This is a genomic window from Streptomyces sp. HUAS CB01, from assembly GCF_030406905.1.
Taxonomy (GTDB): Bacteria; Actinomycetota; Actinomycetes; order Streptomycetales; family Streptomycetaceae; genus Streptomyces; species Streptomyces chengbuensis.
Window position 1 is genome coordinate 1,004,087 of sequence record NZ_CP129137.1, and the last position, 22,629, is coordinate 1,026,715.

Below are 22,629 nucleotides of genomic sequence, written 5' to 3' on the forward strand. Positions count from 1 at the left end.
GGTGCTGCCGCCGGAACTACCGCCCCTGCCCGCACTGACGTGCGCCGAGAGCGAGTTCATCGACCGCTATCTCGAAGTGGTCGACCAACTGGGAAGGATCAACCCGGCACGCGGGGCACACACGTATGGCGCCCTGCGCGCCGCACAGGCCCTGGTCGCCCGGGCCACGGCCCTCCGGGACGCCCTGACGGTCATGCACATGCGCGGTGAGAGCGAGCTGCACACGGCCACATTGGCGCGCGCCCTGCGGGTGTTGGACGGGGAGCGCAGGGCATCCCGAATCACCGTGCCGCCGGAGGAGCCGAGTTGACGACCCACCGGAAAACGGGTCTCGTGGGACGTCCGACGCGCCCGCGAAGCGTACGAGTGGGTGTCGCCCATCCGGACCAGCACGGGCTTCGACTTTCGTCCCGTGCAAGTTGCGCAACGGCATCGCCCAATTGGCCCAATGGCCGGCTTCGTCGCAGGTACGGGGCTCGTCGCCCGCCGACGCCATGTCCCCCGAACGGCTCTGTCCACTCGAACAGATCAGTGGTGAGGAGCCTCACAAATCGTCGTTTCGACTCGGAAATCCGGCAGTTCGTGGGTCAAGATCCCTGGGACGACAAGCCCCCGCCACCGCGGCGGGGCGGTCCGGGCGGACGCCGAGTCCTGCCGCCGCACCGGATGCCTGGTCGACATGAGGGCTTCGGCAGGAGTGGAGGACCCAGCAGTGCGGGCCGGCCGCCGGACGGTGGCAGGTCCTTGGGGTGAAGCCGCGTGAGCGGCCGGGCATCTTCGCCAGTCCGAACCCGACAGGTCATCCTTCACAGGCGGCTGACGAAGGGTTGCGCATGACTGCGCAGACACATCTCCCGTCCCTGCTGTCCCGGACGGGTGCCGTCTCGGCACTCACGATCGCCGCCGTCGGCGGCTCACTGATCGTGCCGGGCGGTGCGACGGAGGCCCAGGCGGCCTCGGCGTACGCGACGAAGGCTCTGAAGGTCGCCGCTTCGAAGAAGGGAGCGCCGTACAGGTACGGAGCCACCGGTCCGAGCCGCTTCGACTGCTCCGGGCTCACGCTCTACGCCTACAAGAAGGCGGGCAAGAAACTGCCGCGCACGGCCCAGCAGCAGTACAACCGCACCCGCCATATCTCCTCCTCCCAGCGGCAGCGCGGTGACCTGGTGTTCTTCCATTCGCGGGGACACGTGTACCACGTCGGCATCTACGCCGGGGCCGGGAAGATCTGGCACTCGCCGAAGACCGGTTCCGTCGTGAAGCTGACCAAGATCTGGTCCAAGAGCGTCCGTTACGGGCGCGTGCGCTAGAGGCCGTGTCCGGCGAACAGCGCCGTCCGCCCGGTGCGCCGGCCGGGCGCACCGGGCTCCGGTGTCGCCCGCCGGCCGTCGGGACGTCACCGGAGCAGCGGAGCGGTCACGGGCGTCAGCCGCAGGGAGGCGAGGGCCCCGCCGCTCACTCCCTCCACGGCGCGCCTGGTGCGCGGCCGCCGCAGCGTGCGTCCGAGCCGGTCGACCGGCAGCGCCACGGACGGGAACCGGACCGGGCTTCCGCTGTCGGAGCCGGCGGGCCGGCCGCTGATCAGCAGTGCTCCTGCGCACCCGCCGCGGAAGGGCGTGGAGAGCGCTCCGGCACGAGCCTGGGCGACCCCGGCCGTGGTGTGCCGGTCCCCCTGGTACGCCCTGGTGAGTGCGGGGATGGGAGTCGCGGCCGTGCCGGAGACGGCAGCGGCGACGGCCGAGTCCCCGCTCGGCGTGCGACGGCTGGAACCGGCGGCGTTCCGCAGCACCATCTCGGTGGCGCACCGTGGTGAGGAGTGGGGGCCGGCGGCGGGATCGTTGCGCGCCCTGAGGTCGGGGTTCGCCCGAGCCTCGGCCGACGCCGCTCCCCGGGCGCCGCTCGATGCGGCCGCCGGTTGCCGGGGGTGCGGGAGTCCCGCCCCGCGGCAGTGAGGCCGCGCGCGGCCCGCCCGGACGCTCGGGGCGGCGCCGGTCCGGGCGCTCACTCGGGACGCTCCACCTCGGCCGCGCTCCAGGGCATCGCGATCCACACGGTCTTGCCGCCCTCGGGGGTGGGGTCGACGTGCAGCTTGCCGCCGCACTCCGCGACGAGCCAGCGGATGATCACCATGCCGCGGCCGTTGTCCTGCTGCACGGCCGCGGGCAGGCGCTGGGGGCGGCGCGGATGGCTGTCCGTGACACCGATGCACAGGCGCTCGTCACGCTCGAGGCGTACGTCGACCGTGAAGGTCGGCGACAGCCCGAAGGTGTGCTGGACGGCGTTGGTGGCGAGTTCGGAGACGATGAGACGGACGGTGTCGGCGGTCTCGGTCTCCCCCGGCAGTCCCCATTCGCCGAGGACCTCGGAGACGTATCTGCGCGCGGTGGATACCGAGGCGGGATCGCTCGGCAGTGTGACGGAGGCTTCCTGATGGTCTGCCATGGCGAGCTGTCCCTTTCCCACCGGGGCTGCCGGAGCGCGGCACGCAGCGGATGCGGGTGCCGGAACAGCCTCGGACTGCGCTTCGCGCCAGACTGCCACCGTCGCCGGCTCCATGGCAGGGGATCCACCAGGATATGCATATATCTGTCCCTCAAAGCGGTGAACTCTGCTACGCGAGAACGTATTTGGGCGCACACTTGGCGCTTGGCGCTGCGCCCGCCGGTGTCCGCCTGCCGGTCACCGGTGCCGCCCGGCGGCCGATGAGGCGGGCCGCGGAGACAGGAGGAGACACGGCATGCGGCAGGGTCCCGCGGTACGCCGGCGCAAGCTCGGGGAGGAGTTGCGCGGTCTGCGGCTGGGCGTCGGTCTCACGAGCCGGGAGGCGGCTCTCCTGGTGGGCTGGAACCAGTCGAAAGTGAGCCGTATAGAGACCGGAACGAGCGGTGTGAAACCAGCCGATGTCGCCCGGCTGCTGGACGCCTACGGGGTGGCCGACCAGCGGCTGCGCGAACTGCTGGGCACGCTGGCCGGTACGGCGGACGGCGGGGGAAAGGGCTGGTGGCACGCGTACCGGGGGGTGATTCCGCCGCAGTACCGGGATTTCATCAGTCTGGAGTCCCAGGCGAGCACGGCGCGCACGCTGGAGACCTCGGTGGTGCCCGGGCTGCTGCAGACGCCCGACTACGCGCGGGCGGTGACCCGTTCCGCCCTGGAGGGTGTCCCCACGGCGACGGTGGACTCGCTGGTCGAAGTGCGCATCGCGCGTCAGCGCGTACTGCGGGCGGAACGCCCTCTGACCTTCAGTGCCGTGCTGGACGAAGCGGTCCTCCGGCGCCAGGTCGGCGGCCGGGAGGTGATGCGGGGACAGTTGCGCCGGGTGCTGGAGATGGCCCAACTCCCGCATGTGCGGCTGCAGATACTGCCCTTCGCCACGGGTGGTTACGTGGGACTGACCGGATCTTTCGTTATCTTCTCCTTTCCGAACACTTCCGATCTAGACGTGGTTGTTCTCGACCACTTGACGAGTAGTCTCTACCTCGAACGGAAGGAAGACCTCGAGACGTACGGCGCCGCCTTCCGCACCATGCAGGCGCATGCGCTCTCACCGACGGACTCGTTGGATCTCGTCGCAGGGATCCGTGACGGCGCGTAGAAAAGGCACCCCCCAATGTCTGCTCACGACGCACGTGTACGCCCGCTGCCGGGCACGTCCTGGCAACGCAGCAGCCGCAGTGTCGGAATGAACAACTGCGTGGAGACCGCACGGTGCCCCGACGGCGCCCTGGCCGTGCGCGACTCGAAGAACCCCGGGCTGCCGCTCCTCGTGTTCTCACCGGCCGCCTGGACCGGCTTCGTCAGCGGCCTGGGCGCGCCACCGCGGTGACCCGGTCGGTCGGAGCCTCGGGCGCGCCGTCGCGGACCGACGGCGCCCCGCCGCCCTCTTCAGGCCGCAGGCGCCGTTGCGAGGATGGTGGCGACCGCCGTCCCGATCTGCTGATCGGTGAGGTCGGCGCGCGCCGTGAGCCTGATCCGTGAGATCCCGTCCGGCACGGACGGCGGCCGGAAGCAGCCCACGGCCAGCCCGGCGGCCCGGCAGTCCGCCGCCCAGCGCACCGCCGACTCCGGCGACGGCGCCTGCACGGAGACGACGGCCGCGTCCGGCCGGGCAGCGGTCAGCCCCGCCGCCGTCAACCTCCCGTGCAGCGTGCCCGCCACGGTCCGGGCCCGGTCCGCGAGGCCCGGCTCGCGGCGCAGCAGCCGCAGGCTCGCGAGGGCGGCGCCCACCGCGGCCGGGGCGAGTCCGGTGTCGAAGATGAACGTACGGGCGGCGTTGACGAGATGCTCGATCACCCGCGCCGGGCCGAGGACCGCCCCGCCCTGGCTGCCGAGGGACTTGGAGAGGGTGAGGGTGGCGACGACACCCGGAGCCCCGTCGAGGCCCGCCGCCTGCAGGGCTCCCCTGCCGCCCTCGCCGAGGACGCCGAAACCGTGTGCGTCGTCCACCACCAGGGCGGCCCCGTGCCCACGGCACACTCCTGCGAAGGCGCCCAGCGGCGCGGCGTCGCCGTCCACCGAGAAGACCGAGTCGGACACGAGCAGGGCTCTCCGGCCGGGGTGGGCGTCGAGCGTCTTGGCCACGGCCTCCGGATCGGCGTGCGCCACGACGGCGGTCTCCGCGCGCGCGAGCCGGCAGCCGTCGACGATCGAGGCGTGGTTGCCGGCGTCCGAGACGATGAGGGACCCGTGCGCGCTGAGGGCCGTGAGCACCGCGAGGTTCGCCGCGTACCCGGAGGAGAACACCAGCGCGGCCTCGAACCCGCAGAACTCCGCCAGTTCGCGCTCCAGTTCCGCGTGCAGCTCGGTGCTGCCGGTCACCAGCCGGGAGCCGGTCGCCCCCGCTCCCCACCGCCGGGCGGCCGAGGCGGCCGCCTCGGTGACCTCGGCCCTGCGGGTGAGGCCGAGGTAGTCGTTGCTCGCCAGGTCGAGCAGGTCCGACGCCGCGGGCCGCGGGCGGAGCGCACGGACGAGGCCCGCCTCCGCACGTCGGCGCGCCGCTTCGTCCGTCCAGTCGAAAGGATCCTGAGGCACTGGGGGCATGGTCCGGTCCTTTTGTAGGCAGCGAACAGACCCTAGCGGGGGACGCCAGAGGTCAGAGTGTGGCCATACACACACCTCAATCGGGGGCTGTTGTGGAGTTCCTCCTTGGCCGGGGGGCTTCCGGTAAGCAAGGATCTGCGCCATGGACCTCCTGAACACGCTGGTGGACAAGGGCCTGCGGCGTGAGCTGCCGACCCGCGAAGAAGCGCTCGCCGTACTGGCGACCTCCGACGACGATCTGCTCGATGTGGTGGCCGCGGCCGGAAAGGTGCGCCGTCAGTGGTTCGGGCGGCGGGTGAAACTCAACTATCTCGTCAACCTCAAGTCCGGGTTGTGTCCGGAGGACTGTTCGTACTGTTCCCAGCGGCTCGGTTCCAAGGCGGAGATCCTCAAGTACACCTGGCTGAAGCCGGACGAGGCGTCCGAGGCGGCGGCCGCCGGGGTCGCCGGCGGCGCGAAGCGGGTCTGCCTGGTCGCCAGCGGCCGCGGTCCGACGGACCGCGACGTCGACCGTGTCTCGAAGACCATCGCGGCCATCAAGGAGCAGAACGAGGGCGTCGAGGTCTGTGCGTGCCTGGGGCTGCTCTCCGAGGGCCAGGCGGAGCGGCTGCGCGACGCCGGCGCCGACGCGTACAACCACAACCTCAACACGTCCGAGGGGACGTACGGGGACATCACGACCACGCACACGTACGCGGACCGCGTGGACACGGTCCAGAAGGCGCATGCCGCCGGGCTGTCGGCCTGCTCGGGACTGATCGCGGGCATGGGCGAGAGCGACGAGGACCTGGTCGACGTGGTGTTCGCGCTGCGGGAGCTGGACCCCGACTCGGTACCGGTGAACTTCCTCATCCCGTTCGAGGGCACGCCCCTCGCCAAGGAGTGGAACCTGACGCCCCAGCGGGCGCTGCGGATCCTCGCGATGGTCCGGTTCGTGTGCCCGGACGTGGAGGTGCGTCTCGCGGGCGGCCGCGAGGTCCATCTGCGCACGCTGCAGCCGCTGGCGCTGCATCTCGTCAACTCGATCTTCCTCGGCGACTACCTCACCAGTGAGGGGCAGGCCGGCAAGGCGGACCTGGAGATGATCACGGACGCGGGCTTCGAGGTCGAGGGCTCGGACACCACGACCCTGCCGGCGCACCGGGCGGGCGCCGCCGCGGGCGGCTGCGGTTCGCACGGCGGCGGGGGCTGCGCCCCGTGCGGCGACACCGCCGAGGAGGCCGCGCCCGAGACCGCCGGCGCCTCCGGGGCTCGCCCCGACCTGGTGGCCGTCCGCCGGCGCGGCGCGGGAACCGACCTCGCCCCCAATGCGTAGCTCCGCCGCACGCGGGCTGGTGGCCCTGGACCGGGCCCACGTCTGGCACCCGTACGGCCCCATGCCGGGCCGTACGGACCCGCTGGTCGTGGAGTCCGCGTCCGGGGTACGGCTCCGGCTCGCCGAACCGGCCCACGGGCAGACCGAACTGGTCGACGGCATGTCGTCGTGGTGGTCGGCGGTGCACGGCTACAACCACCCCGTGCTGAACGAGGCCGCGCGCGGCCAGCTCGAACGGATGAGCCACGTCATGTTCGGCGGGCTCACCCACGAGCCGGCCGTCCGGCTCGCCACCCGGCTCGTCGAGATCACTCCGGAACCCCTGCGGCACGTCTTCCTCTGCGACTCGGGCTCGGTGTCCGTCGAGGTCGCGGTCAAGATGTGCCTCCAGTACTGGCGTTCGACGGGACGCCCGGACAAACGCCGGCTGCTGACCTGGCGCGGCGGCTACCACGGCGACACCTGGCAGCCCATGTCGGTGTGCGATCCCGAGGGCGGGATGCACGAGTTGTGGTCCGGGGTCCTCCAGCGGCAGGTCTTCGCGGACGCACCCCCGGCCGGCCACGACGCACCCTTCGACCCCGCGTATGCCGAACATCTGCGCGAGCTCGTCGCGCGGCACGCCGACGAACTGGCCGCGGTGATCGTGGAACCGGTGGTGCAGGGCGCGGGCGGGATGCGGTTCCACTCCCCCGCCTATCTGCGGGTGCTGCGGGAGGCCTGCGACGAGCACGACGTGCTGCTGGTCCTCGACGAGATCGCCACCGGGTTCGGGCGCACGGGCAGGCTCTTCGCGACGGAGCACGCGGGTGTCTCACCCGATGTCATGTGTCTGGGCAAGGCGCTGACCGGCGGTTATCTGTCCATGGCGGCGACGCTGTGCACGGGAAGGGTGGCCGACGGCATCTCGCGTGGCGAGGTGCCCGTGCTGGCCCACGGGCCGACCTTCATGGGCAATCCGCTCGCGGCGGCGGTCGCGTGCGCGTCGATCGACCTGCTGCTCTCCCAGGACTGGGAGCGGGAGGTCAAGCGTCTGGAGACCGGGCTCCGCGCCGGGCTGGCGGAAGCGGCCGGCATCGACGGCGTCCTGGACGTCCGCGTCCTGGGCGGGATCGGCGTCGTCCAGCTCGACCGGCCCGTGGACATGGCTGCGGCGACCGGGGCCGCCGTCCGTGAGGGCGTGTGGCTGCGTCCCTTCCGCGATCTGATCTACACCATGCCGCCGTACGTCACGAGCGACGCGGATCTCGCGCTGATCACGCGGGCGGTCCGCGCCGCCGCCGCGGCGGGCTGAACCGGGGACGTGCGGGGGGGCCTGCCTCACCCGTACGTCCATCACCAGCAAGGAGCACCATGGGCGTCATCGTCGTCAGCGGCACCGGTACCGAGATCGGGAAGACCGTCGTCACCGCGGCCGTCGCCGCGACGGCCGCCGCGCAGGGCCGGTCGGTCGCGGTGCTGAAGCCGGCTCAGACGGGCCTCTCGCGGGGCGAGCCGGGTGACGCCCAGGAGGCGGCTCGCCTCGGCGGCCCGGGGGTCGCGGGGTTCGAACTCGCCCGGTTCCCCGAGCCGCTCGCCCCGGCCACGGCGGCCCGCCGGGCCGGCCTGGCGCCGGTCGGGCCGCACGAGGTCGCCGACGCGGCCGCGAAGCTGGCGGGGGAGCACGACCTGGTTCTGGTCGAGGGCGCGGGCGGGCTGCTCGTCCGGTTCGACGGGAAGGGTGGCACGCTCGCGGACGTCGCTCGACTGCTGGACGCGCCGGTGCTGGTCGTGGCCCCGGCCGGGCTCGGGACGCTCAACGCGACCGCGCTCACCACGGAAGCCCTGCGCGCCCGTTCCCTGGAGCCGCTGGGAGTGGTGGTGGGCAGCTGGCCCGCGACGCCCGACCTCGCCGCCCGCTGCAACGTGGCCGATCTGCCGGAATCGGCCGGAGCGGCACTGCTCGGGGCGGTCCCCGAGGGCTCCGGCTCACTGGCTCCCGAGGCGTTCCGGGACGCGGCGCCGCGCTGGCTGGCGCCCGCGCTCGACGGGTCCTGGGACGCGGAGGCGTTCGCGGCGGACTTCGGGCCCGGGCCGTACGCTGAGCGCCATGCGAGCACGGGTTGAGGAGATCGTTTTCGACTGCGCGGAGCCGTCGGCCCTCGCACGGTTCTGGGCCGAGCTGCTCGGCGGCGAGGCCGTCGAACGCAGCGCCGACTGGGCGTACGTCGACCCGCCCGGCTTCGTGCGCGTCGCCTTCCAGCGGGTTCCCGAGGGCAAGACCGTCAAGAACCGGCTGCATCTGGATGTCGGCGCCGGCGACGTGGACTCGGCGGCCGCCTGGGCGGCCCGGCTCGGCGCGACTCCGGCCGGGGCGGTGGTCACGGACGACTACGGCCGCTTCCAGGTGATGCTGGACCCGGAGGGGAACGAGTTCTGCTTCGTGGGCGAGTGACGACCCCGGCTCATGGCCGCAGGGCAGGCCGGCCCGGGGTGACGGCCGCGGCGCGCCGGGGCCCGGGCGGGAGTCCCGGCAGCGCGCCCGGCGCGCCGCCGCGGAACGCGCCTGACTGAGTCGGGTCGCTCGGGGGGAGAATCACCCTGTTCGCCGTCCTGCCGTACGAGGCGGTTCGTACGGCGGACGGACGAGTCGTACTCCGGAGGAGGCCAGCCATGCTGTCGCGCAGCTCCAGGGTTCCCCGGGACGCCGTACACCATCCGCTGTTCGCCCGCTTCTACGCCCGGTTCAGCGTGGCGGCCGACCTCAAGGGCGGTGTGGCCGCGCACCGTGAGGAACTGCTCGCCGGTCTCTCGGGCCGCGTGATCGAGATCGGCGCGGGGAACGGGCTGAACTTCGCGCACTACCCGGCGGCGGTCTCCGAGGTCGTCGCCCTGGAACCGGAGCGCACCCTGCGGCAGTTGGCGGTCACGGCCGCGGTGCACGCCGACGTGCCCGTCGACGTGGTGCCGGGCGCGGCGGAGGCGCTGCCCGTGAAGAGCGAGGCCTTCGACGCGGCGGTCGCCTCACTGGTGCTGTGCAGCGTGCGGGATCTGCCACGCGCCCTCGCGGAGATCAAGCGCGTCCTGCGCCCCGGTGGTGAACTGCGGTTCTTCGAGCACGGGGCCGCTCCCGGCCGGCCCATGGCCGCGGTGCAGCGCGGCCTGGACCGTACCGTGTGGCCGCGGATCTTCGGGGGCTGTCACACCGCCCGTGATCCGCTCGGCGCGATCGAGGCCGCCGGCTTCGAACTGGGGACGTACCGCAGTCTGCGCGTGCCCGGGAAGGGGCCCGGGCTGCCGACGTCCTTCTGTGTACTGGGCGTTGCCCGCCGACCGCACGAGGACACTCGCTGAGCCCGTCGGCCGCACGAGGACACGCCCGACCCCGTCAGCCGCACGAGGACACTTGCCGGGCTCATCGGCCGGCTGCGACCGCGGGGGCGCGCCGACCGTGCCTGCACCGGTCGGACGGTGCGCCACCGGCTCCGCGGACCGGCCGGGGCCCACCGCTCCGAAGGCCGCCGGTCCCGGGGGTCACTGGATCCAGCCGCGCAGTTCGCGTGCGATCCCGTGGACGCCGGTCTTGCCCTCCTTCACCAGCCGTGCGAGGTCACGCACGCGTTCGGGGGAGGTCGCCACCGGCAGTCCGCTCGCGACGAGGTAGCCGTAGGCGACCGCCGTCGCGAACATCGCATTGGAGTGCTCCAGGGCAGGCACGTGCACGAGCACCTGCATCAAGGCGGCGGCGCGCGTGTACGGCTCGTCGTAGACGGCCATGCCGAAGATCTCCGCCTCATGGCGGCTGACCGCGGCGATCAGCGCACCCCAGTCGGTGACCTGCGGGTCTCCGGGCATCTTCTGCTCGGCGACCATGAGCAGCCAGGCGAGATCGATCGACAGGTTCAACGCTCGCCTTGCGCGGTCGCCTTGGTGCGCCGGGTCCGGCGCCCGGTGCCGCTGGACTCGCCCGCGCTCGCGCCTGCGACCGGGCCCTCGCCGCCCGGCGGGTGCGCGGGAGCGGCCTGGGCCGGGGCTCCGAACTCCTCGGCGAACACCGATTCGTACTGCTTCATGAAGTCGGCCGCGGCCTCGACGAAGGCACGCCCCACCTCACCCGCGTCCTGCTTGACGAGCTCCTCGATGTACCGGTTCACGCTGAGCCCGCGCTGATGCGCCCTGCGGCGCGCCGCAGCGGCGGTGCTCTCGTCCACCCGTACGTTCAACTGTGTCTTGGCCACCCCTTCAAGCTAGCGCCGTGACGCTAGCGGCGGCAAGGGGAGCGCAGCCCGGACAGGAGGACGTTTCCACGTCACCGCGCACCACGGCGCGCGCATGAACGCGCCGTCGGAGGAGGACAGTTGATCAAACCGTTCCGGTTCGGGATCACCATGGTGACGCCGGCCGACGGCGTGGAGTGGCGCGCGCGGTGCCGGCGCGCCGAGGAACTCGGTTACGACGTCATCCAGGTGCCCGACCACCTGGGCATGGTCGCCCCCTTCCCCGCACTGATCGCTGCCGCGGAGGCGACCGAACGCCCCCGGGTGGGCACGTTCGTCCTCAACGCCGCGTTCTGGAACCCCGCGCTGCTCGCCCGTGAGATCGCCACGGCCGACGCGCTGACGGGCGGAAGGCTCGAGATCGGACTGGGAACGGGCTATGTGAAGGAGGAACACGACCGGGCGGGGCTGGAGTTCCTTCCGCCGGGCAGGCGCGTGGACCGGCTCCGGAGCACCGTCGACGAGATCGAGCGGCTCCTCGCGGACGACGGGCACGCCCCGCGCCCGGTGCAGCGCCCCCGGCCCCCGCTGCTGCTCGGCGGGAACGGCGACCGGCTGCTGCGGCTGGCGGCCGAGCGGGCGGACGTCGTGGGCTTCACCGGGGCCCGGACCGGGGACGGAGGGCCGGGCGTGCTCACCGCCGGCGAAATGGACGAACGCGTGGCGGCCTACCACGGGTTCGCGGCCGGGCGTGCGGAACCGGCCGAGCTGAACCTGCTGATTCAGGTCGTCGCCGTGACCGACGACCGGCAGGCTGCGGTCGAGTCGCTGCTCCCGCTGGTCCCCCCGCTGGGCACGGAGGACGTGCTGGAACTGCCGGTGCTGGCGGTCGGCACCGTACGGCAGATCGCCGACCAGCTGCGGGCGCGGCGCGAGCGGTACGGCTTCTCGTACCTGACGGTCCTCGACCCGTCGATGGAGGCATTCGGCCAGGTGATCAGGGAACTCCGCGGCACCTGAACCGCCCGACCCGGTGCGCATGGCCGGAACGGTTACGGGAAAGCGCGTGTCGGAGGCGGGCGCGCGAGGGCGTGCCACCGGAGCGGTCGCGGGAGGCGCGCAGGTGGGCAGGAGCATGTTGAGGGCGGTGGAGCACGGCGCGGCCGTGGAACGCCAGGGCGTCGCCGGGGCAACCTCCGGCGCGGGCGGCGCGACCACCCGCGGAGCGCGGGGCGGGATGCGCCCCTGCCACCGGCGGAACCCGGGCCGGGCCCGGAATCCCTTCGACGGCACGTCCGGGACGGTGATGGGATGGCCACCATGAGCGATCCTCGGACAAGGCCCGCCTCGCCGGCCGATCTCGACGCCGTGCTCGCCTTCTGGAAGGTGGCCGCCGAGGGCACGAGCATCAGCGACGACCGGGGCGGGGTCGAACTGCTGGTGGCCAGGGACCCGGAGGCCCTGATCCTCGCCGAGCGCGACGGGGTGCTGGCCGGAACGGTCATCGCGGGTTTCGACGGCTGGCGCTGCCATCTCTACCGGCTGGCGGTCCATCCCGGTCACCGGCGGCAGGGAGTCGGCGGTGCGCTGCTCAAGGCGGCGGAGGAGCGGTTCCTGAGGCTGGGCGGGAGGCGCGGTGACGCGATGGTGCTCGACCGGAACGAGTCCGCGCACCCCGCGTGGCGGGCGGCCGGCTACACGCCCGAGCCGCAGTGGAGCCGCTGGGTGAAGCCGCTCGCCTAGGGAGCGGGCGCGGGGCCGGCCACGGGCGGGGCGGTGGACCTGCGGGCGGATGCGCGTCAGAGGCGGGCCGGCCGGTCCCCGCATTGCCGTACGGCCGACGACAGGCCGAAGACCAGGAGGGTCGCTTGCCCTCCGCGTGAACGAAAGGTGTGAGCGTCCTCCCATGCGCGAGCCCCAGGCGGCTGACGTCGCGCGATCCTCATCGCCCTGCCGGACCATGGGACGGAGGTGAACCGATGACCGAAGTGCTCCTGCTTCTCGTGGCGGTGCTGCTCGCACTCGCCTGCGGGGGATTCGTCGCAGCCGAGTTCTCCCTCACCACCGTCGAGCGGGTCGATCTCGAACGGGCGGCCGAACGGGGTGAGCGCGGTGCCGCGAGCGCGCTGAAGGCCGTACGGGAACTCACCTTCCACCTCTCCGGCGCCCAGCTGGGCATCACGGTCACCAACCTGGTCGTCGGCATGCTCGCCGAGCCGTCCATCGCCAAGCTGATCAGCGGCCCGCTCCGGGCCCTGGGCGCCGCACCGTCCGTGGCGTCCTCCCTCGCCCTCGTCATCGGCACGGCACTGTCCACCGTCTTCCTGATGGTCGTGGGAGAGCTGGTCCCCAAGAACTGGGCGATCTCGCGCCCGCTCGCGGTCGCCCGGGTGGTCGCCACCCCCCAGCGGATCTTCTCCGCGATCTTCCGCCCGCTGATCCGCCAGCTGAACAACACCGCCAACCGCGTCGTGCGCCGGCTCGGCCTGGAGCCCACGGAGGAGCTGGCGTCGGCGCGCAGCCCCCAGGAGCTCGTCGCCCTGGCCCGCCACTCCGCCAAGGAAGGGGCGCTGGAGGCGGACACCGCGGAGATGTTCGTGCGGACCCTGATGCTCGCCGAACTGACCGCGGAGAACGTCATGACGCCTCGCGTGCAGGTCACCGCCCTCGATGTGCAGGCCACCGCCGAGGACGTCGCCAACGCGACGCGCGCCACGGGCCTGTCCCGCTTCCCGGTGTACCGGGGCAGCCTGGACACCGTCGTCGGGGTCGTGCACATCAAGGACGTCCTGGCCGTTCCGGCCGAGCGCCGCCACCGTCATCCGGTCTCCGAGCTGATGCGCGACCCCCTGCTCGTACCGGCCACCCTGACCGTCGACCGGCTGCTCGATCTGCTGTCGGGCAAGCGGACCATGGCCGTCGTCATCGACGAGTACGGCGGCACGGCCGGGGTGGTGACCCTGGAGGACATCGTCGAGGAGGTCGTCGGGGAGGTCAGGGACGAGCACGATCCGCACGAGACGCCGGATCTCGCCCGGGCCGGAGAGGACGCGGACGGCCGCGCGCTGTGGTCGGCGGACGGTGCGGCCCGGATGGACCAGCTCGAGGTCATCGGACTGCGAGTGCCGGAAGGGCCGTACGAGACGCTGGCCGGGCTGATCGCTGCGCGACTGGGCCGGATTCCCACCGTCGGCGACACCATCGAGCACGCCGGCTGGCGGCTCGACGTCGTCGACGCCTCGGGGCGACGGGCCGCGCGGGTCCTGCTCCATGAACCGCGTGTCACGGAAGAGCCCCCGGCGCGCGACGGCCGGCTCCGAGGGCAGCGACGACGCGGGTCCGTAGCACCCGAGCGGGCCGAGCGGCCGAAGGGGCCGAGCGAGGAGGAACGACCGGGCACGGTGGCGCGGGGACCGGCCCGAGCACTGGGCGCGCCCGAAGGACCGGGCGCCGCCGGCAAGGGCGGCGAGCCCGAAACACCGCGAGCGTCCGCAGGACAGGGCAGCGAACCCCGAGCACCGGGCGCGCCCGAAGGACCGGGCGCCGCCGGCGGGGACGGCAAGGGCAGCGAGGACGGTGAGGCGGAACAGTCCGGCCGGCCCGACGGGCCCCGGGTGGACACACCCGGCAGCGCCGCGGACGGGTCCGGCCACGGCGCCGCCGGGCCGTCCGACGCCGAGACTCCGGACGCCTCCGGAGGGCGGCCGGAGAGCAGTGGCACCGCTGACGGGGCGGACCGCTCCGCCCGGCCGCGCGGCACCGGCACCGGCACCGGCACCGGCACCGCAGGAGAGCCGGAAGGCACGGGAGGCGCCGGCCGGGGCCACGGATCCACCGGCTCCGATACGAGGAGGGGTACGCGATGACCGCCGTTCAGCTCTTCATCGGCTTTCTGACGCTGGTCGTCAACGCCTTCTTCGTGGGGGCCGAGTTCGCCATGATCTCCGTGCGCCGCAGTCAGATCGAGCCCGAGGCGGATGCCGGGAACCGGCGCGCCCGGAGCGTCATGTGGGGTCTGGAGCACGTCTCGGCGCTGCTCGCCGCCGCCCAGCTCGGCATCACCCTGTGCACCCTGGTGCTGGGCGTGGTCGCGGAACCGGCCATCGCCCATCTGCTGGAGCCGGTCTTCGACGCCGTCGGCGTACCCCACGCGCTGATCCATCCGATCTCGTTCGTGATCGCCCTCGCCGCCGCCACCTATCTGCACATGCTGCTCGGCGAGATGGTCCCCAAGAACATCGCGCTGGCGGAGCCGACCCGCACCGCCCTGCTCCTCGGTCCTCCACTGGTGGCGCTCACCAGGGCCCTGAAGCCGGTCATCTTCACGATCAACGCCTTCGCCAACGCCCTGCTGAAGCTGCTGCGGGTCGAGACCAGGGACGAGGTCACCGCGACCTTCTCTGACGACGAGCTCGCCCGGATGGTGAGCGACTCCGGGGCCGCCGGGCTGCTCGACGACCGGGCGGCCGGGCGCCTGCAGGACGCCCTGGAGCTGGGACGGCGCCCGGTCGTGGACGTGGTGACGCCCGTCGAGCGGGTGATCTACGCACAGGTCGGCACGACGCCCGAGGAACTGGAGCGGCTCGCGGCGGAGTCCGGCTTCTCCCGCTTCCCCGTCGTGGACAGCACCCGCAGGATCCTCGGCTATCTGCACGTGAAGGACGCGCTGGACCAGGTGCCCCGCAACCGCCCCTTCCCGGTGTCGGCGCTGCGTCCCATCGCCCGGGTGCGGGCCGGGACCCCGCTCGACGACGTACTGACCGCCATGCGACGCAGCCGCACCCACCTGGCGGCGGTCCTGGACGAGAACGGGAGGCTCGCCGGCCTGGTCACGATGGAGGACGTGCTCCGCATCCTGGTCGGGCCTCCCGGCCGGCCCCGCTGACGCTCGCTGACGGCCGCTGACGGGTCCGGCTCCGGGCCACGGCGAGGGCACGACATACCGCGCGGTAGGATCGCACGGCCATGGAGATGAATGCCTCATACACCAGTCTTGTCGCGGTCGGTGACTCCTTCACCGAGGGCATGTCGGATCTGCTCCCCGACGGCACGTACCGGGGCTGGGCGGATCTCCTCGCCGCTCGGCTGGCCGCCCGCACGCCCGGCTTCGAGTACGCGAACCTGGCCGTCCGGGGCAAGCTCATCGGCCAGATCGTCGAGGAGCAGGTGGGCGTCGCCGCCGCGATGCGGGCGGACGTGGTCACGCTGGTCGGCGGCCTCAACGACACGCTGCGCCCCAAGTGCGACATGGCCCGGGTACGCGACCTGCTGGAAGAGGCCGTCGAACGCCTCGCTCCCAGCTGCCGCCGGCTGGTGCTGATGCGCAGTCCGGGCCGGCAGGGGCCGGTCATGCAGCGCTTCCGGCCCCGCATGGAGGAGCTGTTCGAGCACATCGACGGCCTGGCGGCCCGGCACGGCGCGCTGGTCGTCGACCTGTACGGCGCGGAGGTCCTCGGTGACCAGCGCCTGTGGGACGTGGACCGGCTGCATCTCACGGCGGAGGGGCACCGGAGGGTGGCCGAGGCCGTCTGGCAGGCGCTCGGCCTGGCCGCCGAGGACGACTGGCGCTCCCCCCTGCCCCCGCATGTCCCCCTCGGCTGGGCGGCCCGCCGGTCCGCCGATCTCCGGTTCGCGCGGGAACACCTGATTCCGTGGATCGGCCGGCGCCTCACCGGACGCTCGTCGGGCGACGGCCTGCCCCCGAAGCGTCCGGAGCTGCTGGCGTGGGACGCGGACGGCAGCCCTCGGACCGGACTGCACGACGCCGGCCTGCACGACGCCGGCCTCTCGTAGCAAGCCACAAATCGGGGCGGGGCGCTGGCCTGCGCGAACCGCCAGTAGAATCCGTACACGTGACTGCAAAGCCTCGCATCCCCAACGTCCTGGCCGGCCGCTACGCCTCGGCGGAGCTCGCCGAGCTGTGGTCCCCCGAGCACAAGGTGAAGCTGGAGCGTCAGCTCTGGCTGGCTGTGCTGCGCGCACAGAAGGACCTCGGGATCGAGGTGCCGGACGCCGCCCTCGCCGACTACGAGCGGGTCCTCGACGAAGTCGACCTGGGCTCCATCGCCGAGCGGGAGAAGGTCACCCGGCACGACGTGAAGGCACGGATCGAGGAGTTCAACGCCCTCGCCGGCCACGAGCACGTGCACAAGGGCATGACCTCCCGCGACCTCACCGAGAACGTCGAGCAGCTGCAGATCCGGCTCTCGCTCGAGCTGGTGCGGGACCGTACGGTCGCCGTGCTGGCCCGGCTCGGCAGGCTGTCCGCCGAGTACGCCGAGCTGGTGATGGCCGGCCGGTCCCACAACGTCGCGGCGCAGGCCACGACGCTGGGCAAGCGGTTCGCGACGGCGGCGGACGAGCTGCTGGTGGCCCACTCCCGGGTCGAGGAGCTCCTCGCCCGCTACCCGCTGCGCGGTATCAAGGGTCCGGTCGGCACGGCCCAGGACATGCTCGACCTCCTCGGCGGGGACGCCGCGAAGCTGCAGGAGCTGGAGCAGCGCATCGCGGGCCATCTCGGCTTCGCCCATGCCTTCACCTCCGTGGGTCAGGTCTATCCGCGGTCGCTGGACTACGACGTGGTCACGACGCTGGTGCAACTCGCCGCCGCGCCCTCGTCGTTGGCGAAGACGATCCGGCTGATGGCCGGACACGAGCTCGTCACCGAGGGCTTCAAGCCGGGCCAGGTCGGCTCCTCCGCGATGCCGCACAAGATGAACACCCGCTCCTGCGAGCGCGTCAACGGCCTCATGGTCATCCTGCGCGGCTACGCCTCGATGACCGGCGAGCTGGCGGGCGACCAGTGGAACGAGGGCGACGTGTCCTGCTCGGTCGTGCGCCGGGTCGCGCTCCCGGACGCGTTCTTCGCGTTCGACGGCCTGCTGGAGACCTTCCTGACCGTGCTCGACGAGTTCGGTGCCTTCCCCGCCGTCGTGGCTCGCGAGCTCGACCGGTACCTGCCGTTCCTCGCGACCACCAAGGTGCTGATGGGTTCCGTGCGGGCGGGCGTCGGCCGCGAGGTCGCCCACGAGGCCATCAAGGAGAACGCGGTCGCCTCCGCCCTGGCCATGCGCGAGCAGGGCGCCGAGCGGAACGAACTGCTGGACAAGCTCGCCGCCGACGACCGCATCCCGCTGGACCGTGCCCAGCTGGACGCGCTGATGGCCGACAAGCTGTCCTTCACCGGCGCGGCGAGCGACCAGGTCGCGTCGGTGGTCTCCCGCATCGAGGAGATCGCCAAGCAGCACCCGGACGCCGCCGCCTACACGCCGGGTTCCATCCTCTGACCCCGCGCCCCCCTGTGCCCCGGATCACCGCCGCCGAGCTGGAGGCCGCCCGCGATCGCCTCGTCCCCGATGTGATCGCGGACGGTCTGTCCGTCCTCTTCTGCGGGATCAACCCCGGGCTGATGACGGCCGCGACGGGGCATCACTTCGCCCGGCCCGGCAACCGCTTCTGGCCCGTCCTCCATGCGTCGGGCTTCACCGCGCGGCAGTTGATGCCGTCCGAGCAGGAGGAGCTGCTGTCCCACGGGCTGGGCATCACCAATGTCGCTGCCCGCGCCACCGCGCGGGCGGACGAACTCACCGCCGAGGAGTTCCGCGAGGGCGGCCGGATCCTCAGGGAGAAGGTGGAACGCCATCGCCCCCGCTGGCTGGCCGTCGCGGGAGTCACCGCCTACCGCACGGCCTTCGGGGACCGAGGAGCGCGCATCGGCCCGCAGGACCGCATGATCGGCGGAACCCGGATCTGGGCCCTGCCGAACCCCAGCGGGCTGAACGCCCACTGGACACTGCGGGCCATGGCGGAGGAGTACGGCCGGCTGCGAGCGGCCGCGGCGGCTCCGGCGTCCTGACCCACGCCCGGGCGCTTCCCTTCAGGGGCCGAGGTCTTCGTCCGGGCGGGTGTTGCGGGACGGCCCTCATGGCGGATCGACCTCGGTGACGACGGCCAGCAGCTGGTACGGCAGCTCGGTGTCCCATTGGGAGACCCCCAGCACGACCCACTGGCCCTCGACGTGCCACACGTGCACGTCCGGCACCGACGCGCTGAGCAGGCCCCAGGGCTCGGGTATGTGCTCCTCCTCGACGGACCTGGCGAGCACCGAACTCAGACTGAAGACCTGAGGCAGACCCCATCGCGCGCTGAGGACGGCGGCGAGCGCCTCCCGCTCCGCGTCGTACTGCTCCTCGGTGACCTCCCTCCGCGATCGGTCGTCGCGGAACTCCTCGCTCGTGCTCAGCTCGGCCGTGTGGTAGCCCGGGGCACTGGTGCCCACGTCCGACCTGACCGGCTGCGCGGGGAAGGGCCGGGAGCGCAGCAGGTCGATGGTCGCCAGATGCCGTGCGATGGTCATGGAGTCAGTAAACCTTTCCCCACTGACATGTGGCGGTCTGTCAGGCGTCCGGCGGCGGACCGCCCACCAGTCTGCGCACACTGCCCGGCGCCCGTGCGGCCGTCACCGTCGGACCGCTCCACCGACCGCTCCACTGACCGTTCCGCCGACCGTTCCGCCGACCGACAAGTCCCTCCGGATGCCGGCGGAGACCAGTTGCCCGTCCGGTCCGGCAGGTGGTCCGCGACGCTTCCCCTCGTGTCACACACGGCGGAGGAGACAAGGCGGGCGTAAAGGTATGAGGTCGCTCAACACGGCCGCACCACTGCGCAGACCACTCCGTGATCCAGCCGTGGCCCGAGTGCTCGCCGAGTCCCGCCGCCATTGAGTACGATCCGCCAGACACGCGTACGAGCTGGAGGGACACACGGTGGGGCGGCTGACCGGAGGCGACCCGTCGCTGCTGCGGCGGATCAATTCCGCAGTGGTGCTCCACGCGCTGCGGGGATCCGACTCCCCCACGCTCACCGATCTGACCCGGATCACGGGTCTCTCCCGGCCGACCGTCGAGGGCGTACTCGAAGGGCTCGTCACGTCCGGGCTCGTCATGGAGACGGGCCCCGAGGAGGGCGAGGCCCGGAGGCAGGGGCGTCCGGCGCGACGGTTCCGGTTCCGTGCGGAGGCCGGGCATCTGCTGGGTGTGGAGATCGGCCCGCACCGGATCGCCGCGCTGCTGTCGGGTCTCGACGGCCGGATCATCGGGGCCGGCTCCCGCGAGGTGTCCGAGAGGGCCTGCGCGGACGACCGTCTCGAGCGGGTCCGTACCGTCGTCGCCGATGTGCTGCGCCGTACCGGGGTGGCCAGGAGTTCCCTGCGCGCGGTCGGGGTGGGCACGCCCGGCATCGTCGAGGCGGACGGCACGGTACGGCTGGGCACCGCGCTGCCCGGCTGGACGGGGCTGGCGCTGGGCGAGCGGCTGAGGCGGTCGTTCCGGTGCCCGGTGCTCGTGGAGAACGACGCGAACGCGGCTGCCGTGGCCGAGCACTGGAAAGGTGCGGGGACGGACTCCGACGACATCGTCTTCGTCCTCGCGGGGCTCAGTCCCGGGGCGGGTTCGCTGATCGGCGGGCGGTTGCACCGGGGGTACGGCGGCGCGGCCGGCGAGATCGGCGCGCTGCATCTGCTGGGCAGGGACGTCACTCCGGAGACGCTGCTGTCGACGACCGGCGAGCCGCTGCATCCGCTCGACGAGCAGGCGGTGGCCAAGGTGTTCGCCGAGGCACGCGAGGGTGACGAGCGGGCGCTGGCGGCGGTCGACCGGTTCATCCAGCGGCTGGTGCACGACGTGGCCGCGCTGGTGCTCGCGCTCGACCCCGAGCTCGTGGTGGTCGGGGGCTGGGCCGCGGGGCTCGACGGGGTGCTCGCCCCGCTGCGGGACGAGCTGTCCCGCTACTGCCTGCGGCCGCCCCGTGTGGCGCTCTCACTGCTCGGCGAAGCGGCGGTCGCGACGGGAGCGCTGCGGCTCGCCCTCGATCATGTGGAGGAGCAGCTGTTCGCCGTCGAGGGAACGGTGACGGCCCGGCGCTGAGCGCTCCGGGCCGTGGGTGCCTGTCCGAACGGTCAGGAGGCGCGGCGCCGGCCGTCGTGCCGGATCTCCAGGTCGCCGGAGTCGCCGAAGGTCAGCCGGCAGGTGTCGGCACGGTAGGTCGCGACCGACGCGATGGCGGTGCGGCCCTCCGAGAAGTACCGGGTGGTGACGACGAGGACGGGCGCGCCTGGGAGACGCTCCAGTTCCTTGGCGTCGTCGGCGCGGGCCGAGCCGAGCTCGACGGCGCGGTCCTGGCCCTCGAGGGCGAGACGCTGCAGCTCGCGCAGCACCCCGCGGGCGCGCGTCGTGCCGGAGGGGGTGTCGATCCCGGAGAGATCGGGCACGGAGGCCGTCGGGACGTAGAGGAGTTCGGCGGCCACCGGCTGGCCGTGCGTGACGAGGAGCCGGCGCACGATGTACACGGACTCGTCGCCCTCCGTGTCGAGCACGCGCGCGACGGCGGCGGGCGGCGCGGCGAGGGTGCAGTCGACGGCTTGCCAGGGGTCTCCGGTGGCGCCGGGCCAGTCGTTCGGGGAGGTGGAGACGTCCACACCCATGCGGGGAGGGGCGACGGTGGTGCCGACCCCCCGGCGGCGCTGCAGCCTGCCCTCCAGCTCGAGCTGCTCGAGCGCCTGGCGGAGGGTGGCACGTGCGACACCGAAACGGGCGGCGAGTTCACGTTCGTTGGGCAGGATCTCCCCGACCGCGAAGTCGGAGTCGAGCGCCTCGCCGATCACGGTCTTCAGGTGCCAGTACTTCGGCTCCGGCACCGTCTCCAGCTGCGTGGTCCCCACCCTGTCCTCCGCAATCGCCGTGGCCCCGGCGGCTTTCCGCGCCCTTGTTTATTAAAGGTTCCTGCACTAACTCTGCGACCATAGGGCGGCCCACCCCCTTGGTCAAGACCAATCCTGCGCCCGTTACGCAGGGGAATCGCGCGTTGCCACAGAGCGTTCACGCGGCGTTCCCGTCACGGAGAGGCGCACGCGGCAAGGCCCCGCGAACGGGCCGGCGCGGGGCCGCGGGCGGTGCGACGAGGGGCCGTTGCCTCCCTGAGCAGGGCGGGCCCTGCTCCTCGGGGCAGTGAGCGCTACGCCGTGAGGGCGGTGAGCTTGTCGGGGTTGCGGACGATGTAGACGCACTGGATGCGTCCGTCCCTGGCCTCGATCTGGACGACGGTGTCCGGCTTGCCCTCGGCCAGCACCAGCAGGCCGGGCGCGCCGTTGAGGTCGAGGATGCGGAACTCCACGCCGGGGATGGGCTGCTGGGCCACGGCGAACAGGAAGCGCCCCACCTTGTCGGCGGATTCGATGACGCGCAGCGGCGCCTTCGCCTTCCCTCCGCTGTCGCCGACGAGCCGGACGTCGGGAGCGAGGAGGCTGAGCAGCGCGTCGAGGTCGCCGCCGGAGGCCGCGGCGAGGAACCGCTCGGTCAGGTCGCGGCGTTCGGCCGGGTCGACGTCGTACCGCGGCTTGCGCTCGTCGACATGGCGCCGGGCGCGTCCGGCGAGCTGCCGCACGGCCGCCTCGCTGCGGTCGAGGGTGGTGGCGATCTCGCCGTACGGGAAGCCGAACGCCTCCCGCAGCACGAACACCGCGCGCTCCAGGGGCGACAGGGACTCCAGCACCACGAGCACGGCGAACGACACGGACTCCGTCAGCTCGGCGCGCTCGGCCGAGTCGGGGACGCTGTGCCCGGATCGGGTGGCGATGGGCTCGGGGAGCCAGGGGCCGACATAGGACTCACGCCGCGACTGTGCCTGCCGCAGCCGGTCGATGGCGAGCCGGGTCGTGATGCGTACGAGGTAGCCGCGCGGCTCGCGGACGTCGGAGCGGTCCTCCGCCGTCCACCGCAGCCAGGCTTCCTGCACCACGTCCTCGGCATCGGTGAAGCGGCCCAGCATGCGGTAGGCCACCCCCGTCAGCACGGAACGGTGGGCCTCGAAGACATCGGTCGCCGTATCGCCTGCCACATGCCCATCCCAGCCCACGGCAGCGGTGATGTCCAGGCGATCCCCGTGCGTCGCCGACCACATCGCGGCGGCGTGCACGGTCACGGTCGGCGCGGTCACAGGGGGCGCGGTCACGGACCGCCACCTGCGCGAGAGGGGCGGGGAGGGGTCGTCCGCCCGGGCCGGCGCCGGAGTTCCGGGCGCCCG

Annotated in this window: 23 protein-coding genes, 2 pseudogenes and 1 riboswitch; of the genes and pseudogenes, 17 read left to right on the forward strand and 8 right to left on the reverse strand. The window is 72.7% G+C overall.

The window, feature by feature from the left end; all coding sequences use genetic code 11:
- Position 1 precedes the first annotated feature (1 nt).
- Together QRN89_RS04470 and QRN89_RS04475 are read left to right on the forward strand one after the other, a co-directional pair.
- Positions 2-310: a hypothetical protein gene (locus QRN89_RS04470; RefSeq protein WP_290348046.1), complete on the forward strand. Its 309-nt coding sequence runs from the start codon at positions 2-4 to the stop codon at positions 308-310.
- 364 nt (positions 311-674) lie between these two features.
- A riboswitch (cyclic di-AMP (ydaO/yuaA leader) is annotated at positions 675-830 on the forward strand.
- A gap of 3 nt (positions 831-833) precedes the next feature.
- On the forward strand, positions 834-1,310 hold the full coding sequence (locus tag QRN89_RS04475; protein ID WP_290348047.1) for a C40 family peptidase: 477 nt from the start codon (positions 834-836) through the stop codon (positions 1,308-1,310).
- 86 nt (positions 1,311-1,396) lie between these two features.
- On the opposite strand, the gene QRN89_RS35780 is transcribed toward QRN89_RS04475, so the two are convergent.
- Together QRN89_RS35780 and QRN89_RS04490 are read right to left on the reverse strand one after the other, a co-directional pair.
- Positions 1,397-1,792: a hypothetical protein gene (locus QRN89_RS35780; RefSeq protein ID WP_390702712.1), complete on the reverse strand. Its 396-nt coding sequence runs from the start codon at positions 1,790-1,792 to the stop codon at positions 1,397-1,399.
- Positions 1,793-2,001: 209 nt separating this feature from the next.
- Positions 2,002-2,442 carry an ATP-binding protein gene (locus tag QRN89_RS04490; RefSeq protein WP_290348048.1) on the reverse strand — a complete coding sequence of 147 codons (441 nt, stop codon included), beginning with the start codon at positions 2,440-2,442 and terminating at the stop codon, positions 2,002-2,004.
- 295 nt (positions 2,443-2,737) lie between these two features.
- On the opposite strand from QRN89_RS04490, the gene QRN89_RS04495 reads away from it, so the two are divergent.
- The gene (locus QRN89_RS04495) at positions 2,738-3,595 is read left to right on the forward strand and encodes a helix-turn-helix domain-containing protein (protein WP_290348049.1); all 858 of its coding nucleotides are present in this window, start codon (positions 2,738-2,740) and stop codon (positions 3,593-3,595) included.
- 15 nt (positions 3,596-3,610) lie between these two features.
- A complete protein-coding gene (locus tag QRN89_RS04500; RefSeq protein ID WP_290348050.1) occupies positions 3,611-3,826 on the forward strand; it encodes a DUF397 domain-containing protein in 216 nt (71 codons plus the stop codon).
- A 59-nt stretch (positions 3,827-3,885) separates the two neighbouring features.
- Here QRN89_RS04500 and QRN89_RS04505 read toward each other — a convergent pair whose 3' ends face one another.
- The gene (locus QRN89_RS04505; RefSeq protein ID WP_290348051.1) at positions 3,886-5,040 is read right to left on the reverse strand and encodes an 8-amino-7-oxononanoate synthase; all 1,155 of its coding nucleotides are present in this window, start codon (positions 5,038-5,040) and stop codon (positions 3,886-3,888) included.
- Between the two features lie 142 nt (positions 5,041-5,182).
- Here QRN89_RS04505 and bioB point away from each other — a divergent pair, with 142 nt between their 5' ends.
- From bioB to QRN89_RS04530, 5 genes are all read left to right on the forward strand, one after another.
- Positions 5,183-6,355, forward strand: a complete 1,173-nt coding sequence (gene bioB, locus QRN89_RS04510) for a biotin synthase BioB (protein ID WP_290348052.1) — start codon at positions 5,183-5,185, stop codon at positions 6,353-6,355.
- Positions 6,348-7,649, forward strand: a complete 1,302-nt coding sequence (locus tag QRN89_RS04515; RefSeq protein WP_290348053.1) for an adenosylmethionine--8-amino-7-oxononanoate transaminase — start codon at positions 6,348-6,350, stop codon at positions 7,647-7,649. The genes bioB and QRN89_RS04515 overlap by 8 nt, the downstream gene beginning before the upstream one ends.
- Before the next feature lie 59 nt (positions 7,650-7,708).
- Positions 7,709-8,461: a dethiobiotin synthase gene (bioD, locus tag QRN89_RS04520; protein WP_290348054.1), complete on the forward strand. Its 753-nt coding sequence runs from the start codon at positions 7,709-7,711 to the stop codon at positions 8,459-8,461.
- Entirely contained in the window at positions 8,445-8,789 is a 345-nt protein-coding gene (locus QRN89_RS04525; RefSeq protein WP_290348055.1) for a VOC family protein, read from the forward strand. Before bioD ends, QRN89_RS04525 begins: the two co-directional genes overlap by 17 nt.
- Positions 8,790-9,007: 218 nt before the next feature.
- Entirely contained in the window at positions 9,008-9,688 is a 681-nt protein-coding gene (locus tag QRN89_RS04530) for a class I SAM-dependent methyltransferase (RefSeq protein ID WP_290348056.1), read from the forward strand.
- 180 nt (positions 9,689-9,868) lie between these two features.
- Here QRN89_RS04530 and QRN89_RS04535 read toward each other — a convergent pair whose 3' ends face one another.
- Together QRN89_RS04535 and QRN89_RS04540 are read right to left on the reverse strand one after the other, a co-directional pair.
- Entirely contained in the window at positions 9,869-10,240 is a 372-nt protein-coding gene (locus QRN89_RS04535; protein ID WP_290348057.1) for a fic family toxin-antitoxin system, toxin component, read from the reverse strand.
- A 128-nt stretch (positions 10,241-10,368) separates the two neighbouring features.
- Positions 10,369-10,572, reverse strand: a pseudogene (locus QRN89_RS04540) (toxin-antitoxin system HicB family antitoxin); the annotation flags it as partial.
- Between the two features lie 120 nt (positions 10,573-10,692).
- On the opposite strand from QRN89_RS04540, the gene QRN89_RS04545 reads away from it, so the two are divergent.
- The 7 genes and pseudogenes from QRN89_RS04545 to mug all read left to right on the forward strand — a co-directional run bounded on the left by QRN89_RS04545 (position 10,693) and on the right by mug (position 18,406).
- Positions 10,693-11,571 carry a TIGR03621 family F420-dependent LLM class oxidoreductase gene (locus QRN89_RS04545; protein WP_290348058.1) on the forward strand — a complete coding sequence of 293 codons (879 nt, stop codon included), beginning with the start codon at positions 10,693-10,695 and terminating at the stop codon, positions 11,569-11,571.
- 300 nt (positions 11,572-11,871) lie between these two features.
- Positions 11,872-12,294 carry a GNAT family N-acetyltransferase gene (locus tag QRN89_RS04550; RefSeq protein ID WP_290348059.1) on the forward strand — a complete coding sequence of 141 codons (423 nt, stop codon included), beginning with the start codon at positions 11,872-11,874 and terminating at the stop codon, positions 12,292-12,294.
- Between the two features lie 236 nt (positions 12,295-12,530).
- Positions 12,531-13,865: pseudogene (locus QRN89_RS04555) on the forward strand (hemolysin family protein); the annotation flags it as partial.
- A gap of 548 nt (positions 13,866-14,413) precedes the next feature.
- Entirely contained in the window at positions 14,414-15,436 is a 1,023-nt protein-coding gene (locus QRN89_RS04560; RefSeq protein WP_290348060.1) for a hemolysin family protein, read from the forward strand.
- A gap of 80 nt (positions 15,437-15,516) precedes the next feature.
- On the forward strand, positions 15,517-16,344 hold the full coding sequence (locus QRN89_RS04565) for an SGNH/GDSL hydrolase family protein (RefSeq protein WP_290348061.1): 828 nt from the start codon (positions 15,517-15,519) through the stop codon (positions 16,342-16,344).
- 59 nt (positions 16,345-16,403) lie between these two features.
- Positions 16,404-17,837 carry an adenylosuccinate lyase gene (gene purB / locus QRN89_RS04570; RefSeq protein WP_290348062.1) on the forward strand — a complete coding sequence of 478 codons (1,434 nt, stop codon included), beginning with the start codon at positions 16,404-16,406 and terminating at the stop codon, positions 17,835-17,837.
- A 14-nt stretch (positions 17,838-17,851) separates the two neighbouring features.
- Positions 17,852-18,406, forward strand: coding sequence for a G/U mismatch-specific DNA glycosylase (gene mug / locus QRN89_RS04575; protein ID WP_290348063.1), 555 nt, complete (start codon positions 17,852-17,854; stop codon positions 18,404-18,406).
- Positions 18,407-18,472: 66 nt separating this feature from the next.
- Here mug and QRN89_RS04580 read toward each other — a convergent pair whose 3' ends face one another.
- Entirely contained in the window at positions 18,473-18,907 is a 435-nt protein-coding gene (locus tag QRN89_RS04580) for a hypothetical protein (protein WP_290348064.1), read from the reverse strand.
- 409 nt (positions 18,908-19,316) lie between these two features.
- Between QRN89_RS04580 and QRN89_RS04585 the strand changes: the two genes are divergently transcribed.
- Positions 19,317-20,474, forward strand: a complete 1,158-nt coding sequence (locus QRN89_RS04585; protein ID WP_290348065.1) for an ROK family transcriptional regulator — start codon at positions 19,317-19,319, stop codon at positions 20,472-20,474.
- Between the two features lie 32 nt (positions 20,475-20,506).
- Here the strand turns inward: QRN89_RS04585 and QRN89_RS04590 are convergent, their stop codons facing one another.
- A complete protein-coding gene (locus QRN89_RS04590; RefSeq protein ID WP_290348066.1) occupies positions 20,507-21,268 on the reverse strand; it encodes a GntR family transcriptional regulator in 762 nt (253 codons plus the stop codon).
- Positions 21,269-21,561: 293 nt separating this feature from the next.
- The gene (locus tag QRN89_RS04595) at positions 21,562-22,443 is read right to left on the reverse strand and encodes an RNA polymerase sigma-70 factor (RefSeq protein ID WP_290353565.1); all 882 of its coding nucleotides are present in this window, start codon (positions 22,441-22,443) and stop codon (positions 21,562-21,564) included.
- Positions 22,444-22,629: the final 186 nt, after the last annotated feature.

Coding starts and splice junctions, on each gene's coding strand:
- QRN89_RS04475 (WP_290348047.1), top strand. CDS start 834: ATGACTGCGCAGACACATCTCCCGTCCCTGCTGTCCCGGACGGGTGCC.
- QRN89_RS35780 (WP_390702712.1), bottom strand. CDS start 1,792: ATGGTGCTGCGGAACGCCGCCGGTTCCAGCCGTCGCACGCCGAGCGGG.
- QRN89_RS04490 (WP_290348048.1), bottom strand. CDS start 2,442: ATGGCAGACCATCAGGAAGCCTCCGTCACACTGCCGAGCGATCCCGCC.
- QRN89_RS04495 (WP_290348049.1), top strand. CDS start 2,738: ATGCGGCAGGGTCCCGCGGTACGCCGGCGCAAGCTCGGGGAGGAGTTG.
- QRN89_RS04500 (WP_290348050.1), top strand. CDS start 3,611: ATGTCTGCTCACGACGCACGTGTACGCCCGCTGCCGGGCACGTCCTGG.
- QRN89_RS04505 (WP_290348051.1), bottom strand. CDS start 5,040: ATGCCCCCAGTGCCTCAGGATCCTTTCGACTGGACGGACGAAGCGGCG.
- bioB (WP_290348052.1), top strand. CDS start 5,183: ATGGACCTCCTGAACACGCTGGTGGACAAGGGCCTGCGGCGTGAGCTG.
- QRN89_RS04515 (WP_290348053.1), top strand. CDS start 6,348: ATGCGTAGCTCCGCCGCACGCGGGCTGGTGGCCCTGGACCGGGCCCAC.
- bioD (WP_290348054.1), top strand. CDS start 7,709: ATGGGCGTCATCGTCGTCAGCGGCACCGGTACCGAGATCGGGAAGACC.
- QRN89_RS04525 (WP_290348055.1), top strand. CDS start 8,445: ATGCGAGCACGGGTTGAGGAGATCGTTTTCGACTGCGCGGAGCCGTCG.
- QRN89_RS04530 (WP_290348056.1), top strand. CDS start 9,008: ATGCTGTCGCGCAGCTCCAGGGTTCCCCGGGACGCCGTACACCATCCG.
- QRN89_RS04550 (WP_290348059.1), top strand. CDS start 11,872: ATGAGCGATCCTCGGACAAGGCCCGCCTCGCCGGCCGATCTCGACGCC.
- QRN89_RS04560 (WP_290348060.1), top strand. CDS start 14,414: ATGACCGCCGTTCAGCTCTTCATCGGCTTTCTGACGCTGGTCGTCAAC.
- QRN89_RS04565 (WP_290348061.1), top strand. CDS start 15,517: ATGGAGATGAATGCCTCATACACCAGTCTTGTCGCGGTCGGTGACTCC.
- QRN89_RS04580 (WP_290348064.1), bottom strand. CDS start 18,907: ATGACCATCGCACGGCATCTGGCGACCATCGACCTGCTGCGCTCCCGG.